Source organism: Nonomuraea sp. NPDC001636, assembly GCF_040298265.1.
Lineage (GTDB): Bacteria > Actinomycetota > Actinomycetes > Streptosporangiales > Streptosporangiaceae > Nonomuraea.
The window spans coordinates 1-12,823 of sequence record NZ_JBEOZT010000002.1 but is presented as its reverse complement, the minus strand read 5'-3'; the positions used below and the strand labels follow the sequence as shown (position 1 = coordinate 12,823).

Below are 12,823 nucleotides of genomic sequence, written 5' to 3'. Positions count from 1 at the left end.
GCCAGCGGATCGGCTAGCGGCTATGGATGAAGATCAGTCGCGGTGGCGTGTCGGCCAGTGGACCGTCAGCTCATAGGAGTCGGCCCGCTCCCACCGGCCCGAATCGTCCCGGCCGAGCGGAGCGACGATGCGCCGTTGCGCGAGCAGCACGAACACCCCGGTCACGAGCCGGACGTTGGCCAGGCCGTGCACCTGGTCGTAGACGCCGTCCGCGAGGTCATCGACGATGCGCGGGTCAGGGCCGCCGCGCATGCGGGCCTGCACCTGCACCACCGTGTCCGGGTTGACCGGGTCGTCCAGGCTGGTGCCGGTCCCGTACATGGCCAGCGCGATTGCAGGGTCCGGCGACGGCGGGAGCCCGCCGATCGTCAGCGCGGTCTGCGCCGCCGTGTAGACGCCGTCTGGGTCCCAGTCCCCCACCCCGCCGGCAGCGAGCAGCTCGGCGAGCCCGGTCAGCAGCTTGCGGGAGAAGCCGGGCGGCGGCGCGGTCACGACAGCGCCCGTTCGATGGCCGCCGCGATGATCCGCTCGATGACCTCGGCCTCCTCGCGGGCCGGGTTCTCCAGGTACTTCCACTCGCGGCCGGGCAGGTGGTTCAGGTTCGGCGTCTCGTGCTGGTACACCGCGTACGGCGTCCCGTAGGAGACGGCCGCGCGCAGCTCCGACCGGTCCACGCTGGTGGCGCCTGACCGCTCCAGGTCGCCAAACTCCAGCGGCACCCGCTGCCGGGACACCTGCAAGACGTGTTCGGAGGACAGCTCCAGGCCCTGCACGGCCCCCGCCTTCCAGCGGGCGTTGATCTCGGCCGGGGTGTGGCCGGGCCGCCATTCCTCGGACCTCACTTGCACACCACCTCCACGTGATCAGGGGTGGGCAGTCGGCCGCCGTCCCGGTTGAAGGACGTGATGGCGATCATCTGGCGGCCGTTGGCCGTGATCCGCGAGCCTGCCGGGCACCTGGTGCCCGGCAGGAAGAAGATCGTGGTGTCGCTGACGACCTCGGTCCCTTCGTCGTCGCGGACCATGCGCCGCTCGTCATCGATCAGGCATGGCTCGTCCTCGATCGGCGGCTCGTAGACCGGCCCGTACGCGCCGTTCCCGCGGAACGGTTCGATGGTCGCGGTGTGCGGGAGTACCCATTGCGGCAACGAGGTCCCCACGGTCATCTCCCTTCGGCTACCAGTAGGGGCCGTCGATGACGTAACCCGGCAGCAGACCTGCCGTGCGCAAGATCGACACGGCGTCCTGGGCGTATCGCGGCGGGCTGGTCGCGCCGCCGCCTACGCGTTCGAGCTGGACGCTGCCGATCTTGACCGTCCCGAACGCGGAGGCGACCCCGTAGGGATCGCCTACCGCTCGCGACCACGCGGCCTGCGCGCACGTCGCCCGCGTGATCGCCTTGCGCTCCTTCGCGTCGGCCGGACTGCCGTCTCCGCCCACGCGGTAGACGGCGCACAGGAGCAGCTCGTCGATCCGCTCCGACGCGCGCTCCAGGTCGCCGTCGATGTCTGCCGGTGCCGGGGCCTTGGTGTAGTCGGCGAAGTCCTGGGCGGTCGCGTACACCAGCACGGTGACCCCCTACGGCTCTTCGAGGACTGCGACGGTCAGGCCGGTGACGCCGCTGTAGTTGATCCACACCTTGCCGTCGCTGCGCCGGTAGACGGCGGGGAGCGGCGGGACGAGCACGTCGCCCGTGGTCGCGGGGATCGTGTACGGCCGGTCGGTGATGTCCTGGCCGTCCACGGTGCCGGGGATCTCGATCGTGACCGTCTTCGGCGTGCCGTCAGTGTTCTTGAACCGCAGCCTGCGCTTCTCGGACCAGGCGAACGCGTTGCCGTCCACGTTCGCGTTGTTCGGCAGCGCCGATGCGAGGTTCAGGCCGGCGCGCGGCACGGCCGTGACGGTGAGATCAGTCCTCGCCATTGACGATGTCTCCCTCCTGGCCGAACTCCTCGATCAGCGCCTGCTTGGACAGGGCCTGCGCGTCCCGGGGCTTCATGCCGCGCTGGATCGCGTACGCGACCCATTCCTTCTTCGGCTCGTGCTCAGCGGGCCGGGTGATCGCGGTGGCCACGTCGGCCAGTCCCGGCCCGGCCTGCCCCTGCACGGGGCCTGCGGCGGGCTCGTCCGGCACGCCGATGAGGATCCACACCTCCAGCGCGTCCAGACGCGCCGACCGGTGCGGGTACTGCACGACCTGGCCGGTGTTGACGTTCTTGTACTGGTAGGTGGAGGAGACATCGGCGTGGATGTCCTCCACCTTGGACAGTGCGCCCATCGCGTTGACGTTCTCCCGTGCCGTCAGGGCGCCCATGTGGTCGACGGGAGTCCGGGGGCCTGGCATCAGAAGTTGGCGTCCTTCTCGATGTCCACCTGGATGATGAGGTCGGTCGGGCTGCCTCCGGCCGACACGACGGTGACGGCCAGGGTGTCGCCCTCCAGGAAGCGCCGGTTGGCCAGCCCCGCGAGTGAACCGGCCATCCAGGTGCTCGCGCTGCTCACCGACAGGTCGCCGGTGAGCAGGTTGGTGGTGACCGGCGAGCCGTTGGACGGGTTGATGGTGGTCCTGGTGCCGTTGACCGCCGCGGCGGTGCCGCCGACGCGGTAGGCACGGACGGCCTTGATCTTGCACGGGACGGACGCCCGCCACAGCACGAAGGAGCCGGCCGCGATGTCGGCCCCCTTCAGGGTGAGCGTCTTCTCGGTGAGGCGCGGCTTGTATGCCATCGTGGAACTTCTCCTTCAGGAAGAAGGCCGCTAGCTGTTTCGCTAGCGGCTTTCGGCGTTAGTTGTCCACGTCCTTGACGAGAACGGCGCGGTTCGGGTCCAGGGTCTTGGTGCCGTAAAGGGTGTCGATGGAAATGACGTCCTGCTTAAGGTCGATGTCGTAATCCATGACCACCCGGAGCGAAAAGCCCTTGTAATTCGCGACGACCGCGTTTGCGGCGCCTTGCGGCAGGATCAGGGGGCGGGTGACGAGGCAGAACGCGGTCCTGTGGAACGCCACACCGACTTCGCTCTTGCTGTTTCCCGAAGTCTGTGGCGGCACCTTGATGTTCTGGGTCGAATACGCGTCGAACCCGAAAACTCGGCGGCCGAGCGACGCTTCCCGAAGGCCGTCGGTGTCGCCGCGCACGTCAAGCTGGTGGAACAGCGGGTCGGACAGCCAGTGGGCCTTGACCTGCGGGCCGATCACCACGGACCGCTGAGACGGGGACACGTTGCGCTCGTTGAGCACACGGTCGGCGTCGATCATCACCTTGGGCGTGTCCCACGTGTGAATGTTCGGCAGGCCGCCGTTCCCCACTTCCTGGGAAATGTCGTCCCGGAGGGCGAGAAGGTCGCGGTCGATTTTCTGAGAAATCGCCTCCATCGCCGGGTTCAGGAGCTGCGTGGCGAAGTCCTGAATTTGCAGCGTCATTTCCTCAGCAGTAACAGCGAAGGAAACGTCCGCGAAATGGTTCAGCCGCACCGGAATGTCGGTCTCGACGGCGTTCTGGATCTGGATACCGGCGCTACGGTCGTACTCGTAGGCGTCGAACGTCGCGGGCTTTCGGACGTTCACGGTGTCGCCCTGCTTACCGGCGAAATCCTCGTCCAGGTCCCGGTGAACCAGTTGAGCCATGACACAGGTTTCATAAAGCGTCGCGAGCGCTGCACGCGCGATGACCTGCGGAGTGAGGAATACATTGGCCATAAGGCCGTCTCCTTACAAATGAAAAAGCGCTAGCGAATCAGCTAGCGCTGCGGCAGAGCCGCTCGTCAGGGCGTGGACTCGCGCTTGCGGCGCTTGCGGAAGTCGTCCACGGTGAGCTGGTCCTCGCCGGTGCGTCCGCCGGGCCCGCCGCCGAACTCGCCTCCGGACTTGGTGTGGGCCGCCGCCTGGGCCGCCGCGAACTTCGGGTTCTCCTCGACCGCCTTCTGGATCGTGGCGGTGACCGTCTCGGCGAACGCCTTGTCACTCGGGTCGAGGTCGCGGACGTTCGCCAGGAACGACCGGCTGTCGAGAAGCGCTTCGGCGTCGGCGCCGGTCTTGAGGGACTGGCGCACGACGGCGAGCTCAATCTGCGTCCGGCGCAGCAGGTTCGCGGTGTCGCTGTTCTGCTGCGTGAGCGCGGCCTTCTCGCCCGTGAGCTGCTCGATGACCTCGGCCGGGTCGAGAGGCTTCTCCTCCTCCGGAGCGAGGCCGAGCGCTTTAGCGATCTGCTGGGCCACCTCCTGGCGAGCGGTCTCGACGAGCTGTTCGGCGGTGGGGCCGTCCGGCTTGGTCTCGCTCTGCTTGCGCAGGTCGGCGAGCTGGGTGCGGAACTCCGCGGCCTCGGCCCTGGTGTCCTTGATCAGCTTCTGTGCCCAGGCGGGCAGGTCGGCGACCTTGCGCGGGTCGGCGACCGTGGGCTGATCCGGCTCGACGGGGGCGCCCGTGACCTCGGCGCCGCCGTCCGCGTCCGCGGGGGCGGGTGCGGCGGGCTGGCCTTCGGGCGCTGCTTCGGAGCCGCCCGCGATCAGGAAGATCGGGCGGCCATCAGCTCGGTAGCCGAGTAGCGCGCCGGGCGCGGTCGGCAGGGTGTGGTGCTTCACGGTGTGGCCCTCCTGGAGCCGGACATGACGAAGGCCCGCGCCTGGCGGGCCGTGGATGCGGAAGTGTGCTGGTCAGCGGGGCCGGGGCAGGCCCTTCGAGGTGGAGATGCGACGGGCGTCGGCCCGGTACTCGCGGGCCGTCGCGAGAGCTTTCTTCTTCACCTCGGGGGTGAGGGCTGCGGCGGCCCGGCGCTCCCATTCGCGGGCCTGCCGCATCCTGCGGCGGACCTGCTGGGCGTCGTCGTAACTGCCGCTGGTCGCGGGTTTGGCCGCGGCCCGGGTGACGCCGGGCAGGTAGGCCGACAGAGAGTGGCGGCATCCCGGATGCAGGAGTCCCGCGAGACGGGCCTGCTCAACAGTCGCGGTCACGCGGACGGTGACCGGCTCGTTGGTGAGCAGGTTGACCTCTTCACGGTCCCCGCTCCCCCCGCGCTGGGAGAGCACCTTGCCCTCCCAGGGGTCACACCGGGAGCACGAGTACGGCGTGGTCGAGACGATCACCAGGTCGATGCCCGCGTCCCGCAGAGTCGCAAGGTGGCCGTCCACGGCCGCGCGCGCGGTCGCGGTCCTCATCGCCATCTCGACGTAGGACTCCAGGTTCCACCTGCGGATCGTGTCGGGCGGCCCGATCCCCGTCACCCCCCGGGCGGCGAGCCGGGCCAGCGCTTCCTGCGCCGCCTCGCGCCGGGTCTGCGCGCCGGTCAGCGCCCGGCCCGCGGTCTCGGCGATGACCTGCCGGTAAATGTCATCGACCGCGCGCAGCGCGGCCAGCTCGACGGCGGCGATCTTCTCGATGGTCTGCCGGGCCAGCTCGTCCACGCCCTGCCCTGGGTTGATCAGCTTCTCGGAGCCGAGCCGGCGTGCGTCCCGGAGGACCTGTTCCAGGCGTTTGCGGACCTTGGCGTCATGCACGCCGAGGACGGCGTTGATGACGGCCTGGTCCATCCCGGCCGCCCACGCTCCGAGCACCGACTTGCGCGCGGCGGCCTTCGCGGCGCGCTGCAGCCGGCCGATGATCCGCTCAGCCTCCTTGCGGAGCTGGGCAAGTTCGGCGAGCCGCGCGGCCTCCCACGCGTACAGGTCCTCGTCGGCCTGGTCGACGCCGTCGGCGACTCGGGCCGCGATCCGCTGGAGAAGCACCTGTTCGGCGTCGGCGTACATGTCGGCGACACGCTGGGCCTGCTCGATCGCTGTGGCGATCTCCCTCGTAGGAGAGGCCATCAGCTTGCCGTTTCGCTAGCCGATAAATCGTCGGCCTCGGGCAGGATCATCTCGCGCAGCTCGGCAGGATCTGGGGCGTTCAGGCCGTGCTCGTCGCGCAGGCGGTCCACCTCGGCCTTGACCTGGGTGTCCTCCCATTCGGGGTGCAGCATGCGGATCCGCGTGTCGAGGCTGGCGGACTGGGCGCGGTTGAGCATGTCCAGCGTGCGTGACAGCGCTTCCGGGTCGGGTGTAACACCATCCGGCCATTCGACCTGCGCCCGCTCCGCGACAACCTTGGTGCCGTAGACCGCGTTGTCGATCGCGAGCAGGCACTCCGACAACCAGCTCAACGCCGGTGTCCAGTAGCCGATCTTGCGGCGCCTGGTGGTGAAGCTCCTGCGCTCGCGGGAGTGGATCTCGGTCGCGGTCGCAGCCGCGCCCTCCCCAGCCTCCCCGAAGGACTGGACGCTGTAGCCCGCACCCCTCAGGATTTGGGCAAGCAAGCTCTTGGCGGTGGCCTGGTGCTCGGCCACGCGGATGTCGAACTGGCTGACGGTGATCATGGATGAGCCGCTGCCACCGGGCGGGGGCAGCATCCCGAGCGGCGCGTATACCTCGCGGTCGGGGTCGAACATCGCGCCCCTGCCCCGGCCGGTGTTTTGCAAGTAGACCTCGGGAACGATGATGCGGCCCTTGCCGAGCCGCAGGTCCCGCATCCAGCTCGTGAACGTCTCATCCAAGCTGTCCATCAGGATCTCGACGCCGGCGTAGTCGGAGCGGCCGAGCGCCGTGCCGCGGAGCGTCCGGTGCGGCCTCATGTTGGGCACGTAGTGCACGAGCAGGCCGCGGTAGTGGCTGTCGAACCCGCCCTCGGCGTCCACCAGTTCGCTGAACGACTCCGTTTCCGGAAGGTCCTGCAGCGGCACCTGCATGCCGAGCCGATCGGCATCTCCCCGGTACAGCCCGTGGAAGACGCGCCCGAATTCGTGCCGTTCGAGGTGCCGCCATACCTCGTGCTCGTCCTCATGGACGATCCGCCAGAAGGTGACGGCCTTCAGCCTGCCCTTGGAGAACTCCGGCACGGCCGCGTCAGCGGGGACGGTGTCGATGATCGGCATGTCCGACAGCTCGGTGTCCCAGCCCGCACGCAGAAAGACACCGCCGTGCGCGGCGGCAAGCTCGCCGCCCTCCAGCAGGACCGGGATCACGCCGCCGTCGGCGAGGATCTTGTCGAGCCGCTTCTGGCTCGGGGTGCCGGACAGGCGCAGCGATGGCGGCTCGGAGAACAACAGGTCCGCAGACGTGGACGCGATGTCCGCCGCGATCGGCACATGAATCTTCGTGGAGCGGGTCTGCCCCGCCGGAACCGGCGTTCCCCAGAACATGCGGGTGATCCTGTTGAGCCACCCGCCGCCCCGGACGAGCGGCCGATCCCAGCCCTTCAGATCCAGGCCGATGCCGGGAACCACCCCAGCCCCGTACACCTTCGCGAGCTGGTCCGGATCGCCCGCGTACCAGGCGCCGTGCTGGGCGTACAGGAGCATCTCCGGTTTCATCACCGGGGGCGGCCACTCCTGATCAGTGGTGGGGAGCGGCACGTCAATCCCTCTCTTTCTCCGCCAGCAGCCGCGCGAGCGTCAGCCACGAGTCGGCCAGGCCCTCCATGCGCTGCATGCGCGGCAGCTCGTCCTCGAGTTCGGCATTCAGCAGCAGGCGGGCGGCGTGGTCGATGGCCTCGTCGATCGTCATGCGTCAGGTGATGGGGACGAGCCCGGACGGCAGCACCGGCCGCTCGCTGGGCGTGGTGACGCGCACCCACCCCTGGTAGGTGCCGTCCCCCAGGGCGACGGCTCCGGGGCCGACGCGGATCCGGGCTCGCGCTCCGGCCCGGCCGGCTGCTCCCCAGGACGCCGGGTGCCACTGCCCTTCGGTCGGTTCCTGGCCTGGCGTCGTGAATGCGACCTCGACGTCTTCGCTGCCGGATGCGTTCTCGACGAAGAACTCCAGGTACTCCAGTGACAGGCTGCTCATGGGTTCCACTCCGCCGCTCCCCCTTCCGACGTAGCGGGCTGACCAGGACCGGGTGGGCAAGCCGACCCGCAACGGTGGGGTGCGTCGCTGCATCAGCCCCGGGATGCCGCCTCCGGTGACACGGCCGATGCGGAACGTCTTCGACCCGCGCAGCGAGAGCACGATGCCCGCCGAGGTGACACGGTGCAGTGGACCGCCTTGGGCGCGGTTGATCGTCCGGGCCTGCCCGATGCCCGCCATGCGCGGGACGATGAACGCCTTGCCCAGGCTCATCGAGCGTGCGGAGCCGGAGGTGACGACCTGGTTGGCTCGTGGATCGCTGCTGATCGTCCGTACAACACCGCTGGCCGTTGCCCGGCTTGTCGCCTTCCGCTTGACGCGGATGACGGCGGCGGCAGTCCCGGCACCGGTGATGCGACCAGCGACTCGCGTCCTGGTCGGGAACGTCACCGTAGCCATGCCGGACGCTGATGCCCGGCTGATGGCCCGCTGCTTGAACGCGGTCATAGGCCGGGCGGTGCCAGATGCGGCAACCTGTCCAGCCAGCCGGGAGCGAGCGGCCAGGACTGTGGCCGTCACTCCTTGCGTTTGAACCCGGGCCGCGATCAGGTCAGGCGACCGGATGAGTACGGGGCGATTGGGGTAGGCGCGGCCTGCCCTGGCCATGGCGTCGCCTCCTCTACCAGGTCGCGGCTCGGTGAACAGCAGCAGACATCGGGACCACGCGGCCGGACCCCGGCGCCGGAATCCGCAGCGTGAAGCCGTGGGCGGCGAAGAGACCGGCGGCCCCGACCGTGTGGCTGCGCGCGCTCGTGGTCGCACTCGTCAGGCTCTGCCTGGTCAACTGCGCTGCGACGTATCGGTCGGTCAGGTCGCAAACCTCAGTCGTCGATCCCGGGGCAGTCCAGGAGCGCTCCGACGTGGAGGTGTAGTCATCACCGGCCACCCACCGCAGTTCCAGGTCTCCGATGCCGGGTGGTGGCCCAGCCGGGCTGGTGACCGTCGTGAACACGGTGCTGGCTGTCTGATCAGCTGACACAGTGAACAGGGGCGCGTCCACCTGTGCGTCCGTGACGGCGATCACGGCGACGGCCAGGTACTGCGACGGCGCCTCTAGAGTCCAACTGGTCTCGCCGACGCCTGCGGGCTTCCACCAGATGCCGGAGGAGATGATGCCCTTCGTGCTCTCGCCACTCCCGTTGACGGTGGACTTCGATGCCAAGGGCTGCCACTCCGGCGTCCCGCCGGTCAAGGTGACGCCGAAGGTGGAACTCTCGTTGGTCACGAACGCCAGCAGCAGATCAGTCGGTGCCGCCGTGGAAGGCTTCGGGATCGATGTGACCGCACCAGTCAGTTGCGTGGTCTCTGGACGGACTGAAGGCATTCAGCACCGTTCGACCCACAGGCAGGCGGTGATCGACACTGCCGCGGCGAACTTGGCGCGCAGCACGAACCCCGTGTTCGGCCCGCAGTCCGGCGAGTCCCCGAGCGGCAGGTCATACAGGACCGTCGCGCCATTGGGCGTGAGCGGCCAGTAGTCGACCGGCGTGAGCACGGTCGGTTCCTTGGTCGCTGCCCACGCAGAGGCCGCCAGGAACCCCGGCGTGATCGGGCGGCCGTAGAGCTGCTGAGGCGTGACCGCTGTCGAGTCCGCGGTGCCGGGCGGATTCGTCGCGAACGTCGCCGTGCACAGCTCGATGTCGCCTGGTACGCCTGAGGCAGTGCCGAGCGTGCCGATCCTGATCTTCTTGATCTCCAGACCGAACGAGGCGGGGGCGAGCACGCCGAGCACGCTGCGCGCGGTCCCGGCGGCCAGCGTGACGGCGGCGGGGGTGATGGCGGAGTATCCCGTTTTGGCCATGGTTACACCGCCCCGTAGAAGCCGGCCGGGTCGATCTGCATGACGATGTTGCTGCCGTCGGGGGTGAGGGGGAAGTCGTGCGCCGTCATGGGGATGACCTGGCCGTCGGGTGCGGCGGTGGCGGGCCGGTAGCAGACCAAGACCTTCGCCCACGCTCCCCCGGCGGCCTGCACCGCCAGCCAGGTCTGGTCGGGGATGTCGATGTCCATCCGGTCGAGAGCGTCGTTCGGGGCCAGCGCGTTCAGGTCAGCGGCGCCGAGAACCTTCCTGGCGTAGCCCGCGTTCGTGGCCTCGTCGGTCGGACCGGACAGGATGTCGGCCAGCGTGTCCTTATCCTTCAGGATGGCGTCGCTCTCCACGTTCGCCGCGGCCAGGGCGACGATGATCAGCGCCGATGTGGCCGGGTCGCCGGTCTTGACCCGGTTGTACAGTTCGACGCTCCTGCCCTTGCTGATGTTGAACTCGAAGTCGGCCACAGGGGCCCTCCTCCTTGGTTGGGGTGTCGTGCGGGATGAGGAATCACCAGGTGGCCGAGCGATGCACGGCGGTGACGGGCATCAGTGACCGGGGCGCCGACGTGTCGAGGAGCGGGCCGATCCAGTCCTGGTCGGACCAGGCCACAGAGTCGGTGTAACGGGGCGCACCGCTGACGTTCTCGCCTCCGTACCGGGCAACCATCCAGGTAGTGGCGGTGCGGAGGACGGGGCCGGACAGTTCGATGGTGGGGGTGCTCGACTCTGGCTCGGTGTAGATCCGGGCAAGGGCGGTACTGACGGCGGCGGGGCTGGCCTGCAGTTCGACCCGCACCCAGCCTGCGGGCGGGGAGAAGGTCACGTAGTCCATCCAGGCGTCCGCGGTGCCCGGGGCGCCCTTGTAGAGCACGGCCGCGCCTTCGATGAAGCCGACGCTGATGTACTCGCCGTTGGCCATCTGCAGGGAGACGAGGTCGTAGTTGTACGTCTGGCAGAACACATAGGCCCTCACCCAGCGGTTGCCGCTGCCGGTCAAGCTGTGCTCGACGTAGCCTGTGGCGCCATCCGCGATCAGCCCTGACAAGCTGCCACGGTGGACTCGGGCGTTGCTGTACGTCATGGCGGTTGCGGTGAAGAACGCTGTGCCGGATGACACGCTGTTCGCGGGAGTGATGGCCTGGCCGGGAGTACCGCCATCGAAGCTGTTGCTCGCTCCTGCCATCGCACTCCTCCCCTCGAAAGGTGAGGTGCAGGGTGTGATCCCTGGCCGCCAGCTGCCCCTCAACAACGGGGGCCAGGGATCACACCTGGTGCTCGACGCAGGCCACGAGAGGGCGTGCGGAGCGGGCCCGCCCCAGCTCTAGGTGCGGGGCGGACGAACAAAAAGTTCGGTCTGCTACCAGCGGCTGGCCCGCTGGCTGGCGAGAGGGGGTACGAGGCGGCTGCCCTGCGAGGCCGGCACGGTGGAGCCGATCCACCCCTGGTCGCTCACGGCGACGTCGTCGATCCACCATCCGTCAGGGGTCACGAAGTTCGCTGTGCTGAACGCCGCATACACGCCGTTGAGGTTGCCGGAGACGCTGGCGGTAGGTGTGGCGGCGTCCGCGTCGTTGAACAACCTGGTCTCTGCAGGTCCGTTGAGGTCCCACATTGTCTCGATCCGGACCCACCTGCCAGTGGCCATGACGGCTGTGGTGACGCCCAGCGACTGGAACGTAGGCGTGGAGCTGGCAGCAGTGAACAGCTCCAGTCGGCCATCTGGGCGGACGGCCACGTACTGATTGAGCTGTGAGCCGCTGTCGATCGATTGGATACGCGCAACGACATTCGGCAGTGTCAGCGTGTAGATGTAGGAGCGCAGATGCCAGGGCCCGAAGAATGACGACGCGCAGTACCACTTCAGCGTGTAGTACAGGAACGAGCTCGATGCTGAGAGCAGTCCGCGGGCTGGCGAACTGGCGTACACCAGGGGGTCGGCGGAGTAGAACGGATCGCCGCTGACTCCTCCGGAGTTGGCGACCGTCACGGTCTGTCCCGCGACACCGCCGTCGAAGCTGTTGCGGTAGACCGTCACGTGCTCTCCTGCGTCGAGGTGATCTTGGCCCGGCCCTGTCCTCTCGCGGAAGGCGTGCGATCCGGAACGGAAGGAGAGGGCCGGGTGGCCGATGGCTAGTAGGCGGGGAGGGGCTCCAGCAGCGGCGCCCACGCGGCCTGCGTGGTGTGCAGCCCGTAGCGGGCGGCGTCCATGCTGTGGTCGTCCAGCTTGATCGGGACGTCGTCGCCGATGGCGGCCTTTTTGTCGTCCCACGAGTAGCTACCGACCTCGGACAGCCAGCCTTGGCAGCTCCGGTGGATGCGGAGGTGGTCGGCGGCGAGCAGGTTGGCGACGGTGCGGATGCCGTCGAGGACGCTGTTGTCGCCCATCGTGGGCAGCAGCCCGTCACGGTGCAGCTGCGTGATGAACGACGCGGCGGACGGGTCCACCACGATCCACTCCGGTGCGACGCCGGACGTGCCGGGCCCGTAACTGCCGGGGAAGGTGTCGAGCCAGCGGCCCAGCCTGGCGCTGTACTCCGCGTCGGTAAGCTGCCGGCGTTCCTGGCGGGAGTCGTAGCGCCACTCCCCTGCGAGGTAGACGCGGCGCTGCCGGTCGGCGTCAGGGGTGGAGACGCCGACCAAGATCGCGGCGAACGGGTTGACCGTGCCGTAGTCCACGCCCACGCTGATCCATCGCTCCATCAGCGGCAGGTGGTCTACGACGTGCCGGTCGGGGTCGAAGGAGTCGAAGATCATGCCCTCGGCCATGCACCATTCGCCGAGGATGTAGCGGCGGTACCAAAGCCCGCTGTACTCGCTCTTGAGGTTGTTGACGTACGCCGGGTCCAGCGACGGGTTGTCGTCCAAGACGAAGTGCCAGAACCTCAAGTCGAGCTCGCCCTGCCGGAGGATGAACCGCTGACGGAGCCAATGGTTGGGCGCGTCCGGATTCGTCGTCGCGAAGATCATCGAGCCGGGCACGCTGCACCGGGCCAGGAGCTGGTCCCAGAACGTCTCAGGGATCAAAGTCGCTTCGTCCACATAGGCTGAATCGCCCCGAATTTGATGGAGACCTCAGCGGTTGATTGCGATGGGTTCGTTGGGGTGGTGTTGAGCGTAGTAGAGACCCTCGAACTCCTCTG

19 protein-coding genes are annotated in these 12,823 nt (G+C 68.5%); all 19 read right to left on the bottom strand.

Annotated elements, in window-relative coordinates:
- Positions 1-33: 33 nt before the first annotated feature.
- The 19 genes from ABT158_RS03755 to ABT158_RS03665 all read right to left on the bottom strand — a co-directional run bounded on the left by ABT158_RS03755 (position 34) and on the right by ABT158_RS03665 (position 12,743).
- Complete coding sequence (locus ABT158_RS03755; protein ID WP_352350541.1) at positions 34-492, bottom strand: minor capsid protein; 459 nt, start codon at positions 490-492, stop codon at positions 34-36.
- Positions 489-842 carry a hypothetical protein gene (locus ABT158_RS03750; RefSeq protein WP_352350539.1) on the bottom strand — a complete coding sequence of 118 codons (354 nt, stop codon included), beginning with the start codon at positions 840-842 and terminating at the stop codon, positions 489-491. The genes ABT158_RS03755 and ABT158_RS03750 overlap by 4 nt, the downstream gene beginning before the upstream one ends.
- Positions 839-1,159: a hypothetical protein gene (locus ABT158_RS03745; RefSeq protein ID WP_352350537.1), complete on the bottom strand. Its 321-nt coding sequence runs from the start codon at positions 1,157-1,159 to the stop codon at positions 839-841. Before ABT158_RS03745 ends, ABT158_RS03750 begins: the two co-directional genes overlap by 4 nt.
- 16 nt (positions 1,160-1,175) lie before the next feature.
- Positions 1,176-1,568, bottom strand: coding sequence for a hypothetical protein (locus ABT158_RS03740; RefSeq protein ID WP_352350535.1), 393 nt, complete (start codon positions 1,566-1,568; stop codon positions 1,176-1,178).
- Positions 1,569-1,577: 9 nt separating this feature from the next.
- Positions 1,578-1,922, bottom strand: coding sequence for a hypothetical protein (locus tag ABT158_RS03735; protein ID WP_352350533.1), 345 nt, complete (start codon positions 1,920-1,922; stop codon positions 1,578-1,580).
- Entirely contained in the window at positions 1,909-2,313 is a 405-nt protein-coding gene (locus ABT158_RS03730) for a hypothetical protein (RefSeq protein ID WP_352350531.1), read from the bottom strand. Before ABT158_RS03730 ends, ABT158_RS03735 begins: the two co-directional genes overlap by 14 nt.
- Positions 2,314-2,342: 29 nt before the next feature.
- The gene (locus tag ABT158_RS03725; RefSeq protein WP_352350529.1) at positions 2,343-2,726 is read right to left on the bottom strand and encodes a hypothetical protein; all 384 of its coding nucleotides are present in this window, start codon (positions 2,724-2,726) and stop codon (positions 2,343-2,345) included.
- Between the two features lie 58 nt (positions 2,727-2,784).
- Positions 2,785-3,696: a major capsid protein gene (locus ABT158_RS03720; RefSeq protein WP_352350527.1), complete on the bottom strand. Its 912-nt coding sequence runs from the start codon at positions 3,694-3,696 to the stop codon at positions 2,785-2,787.
- Between the two features lie 65 nt (positions 3,697-3,761).
- A complete protein-coding gene (locus tag ABT158_RS03715) occupies positions 3,762-4,577 on the bottom strand; it encodes a hypothetical protein (RefSeq protein WP_352350525.1) in 816 nt (271 codons plus the stop codon).
- A 72-nt stretch (positions 4,578-4,649) separates the two neighbouring features.
- Positions 4,650-5,798 (bottom strand): phage minor capsid protein, encoded by a 1,149-nt coding sequence (locus ABT158_RS03710; RefSeq protein ID WP_352350523.1) that lies wholly within the window; start codon positions 5,796-5,798, stop codon positions 4,650-4,652.
- Positions 5,798-7,378 carry a phage portal protein gene (locus tag ABT158_RS03705; RefSeq protein ID WP_352350521.1) on the bottom strand — a complete coding sequence of 527 codons (1,581 nt, stop codon included), beginning with the start codon at positions 7,376-7,378 and terminating at the stop codon, positions 5,798-5,800. The genes ABT158_RS03710 and ABT158_RS03705 overlap by 1 nt, the downstream gene beginning before the upstream one ends.
- A 1-nt stretch (position 7,379) precedes the next feature.
- Positions 7,380-7,529 carry a hypothetical protein gene (locus ABT158_RS03700; protein WP_352350519.1) on the bottom strand — a complete coding sequence of 50 codons (150 nt, stop codon included), beginning with the start codon at positions 7,527-7,529 and terminating at the stop codon, positions 7,380-7,382.
- A 3-nt stretch (positions 7,530-7,532) separates the two neighbouring features.
- Complete coding sequence (locus ABT158_RS03695; RefSeq protein WP_352350517.1) at positions 7,533-8,318, bottom strand: hypothetical protein; 786 nt, start codon at positions 8,316-8,318, stop codon at positions 7,533-7,535.
- A gap of 172 nt (positions 8,319-8,490) precedes the next feature.
- Entirely contained in the window at positions 8,491-9,195 is a 705-nt protein-coding gene (locus ABT158_RS03690; RefSeq protein ID WP_352350515.1) for a hypothetical protein, read from the bottom strand.
- Positions 9,196-9,672, bottom strand: coding sequence for a hypothetical protein (locus tag ABT158_RS03685; protein ID WP_352350513.1), 477 nt, complete (start codon positions 9,670-9,672; stop codon positions 9,196-9,198).
- 2 nt (positions 9,673-9,674) lie between these two features.
- Positions 9,675-10,148, bottom strand: a complete 474-nt coding sequence (locus tag ABT158_RS03680) for a hypothetical protein (protein WP_352350511.1) — start codon at positions 10,146-10,148, stop codon at positions 9,675-9,677.
- Between the two features lie 43 nt (positions 10,149-10,191).
- Positions 10,192-10,866 carry a hypothetical protein gene (locus tag ABT158_RS03675; RefSeq protein WP_352350509.1) on the bottom strand — a complete coding sequence of 225 codons (675 nt, stop codon included), beginning with the start codon at positions 10,864-10,866 and terminating at the stop codon, positions 10,192-10,194.
- 174 nt (positions 10,867-11,040) lie between these two features.
- Positions 11,041-11,718, bottom strand: a complete 678-nt coding sequence (locus tag ABT158_RS03670) for a hypothetical protein (RefSeq protein WP_352350507.1) — start codon at positions 11,716-11,718, stop codon at positions 11,041-11,043.
- A gap of 95 nt (positions 11,719-11,813) precedes the next feature.
- Positions 11,814-12,743: a PBSX family phage terminase large subunit gene (locus ABT158_RS03665; RefSeq protein WP_352351772.1), complete on the bottom strand. Its 930-nt coding sequence runs from the start codon at positions 12,741-12,743 to the stop codon at positions 11,814-11,816.
- Positions 12,744-12,823: the final 80 nt, after the last annotated feature.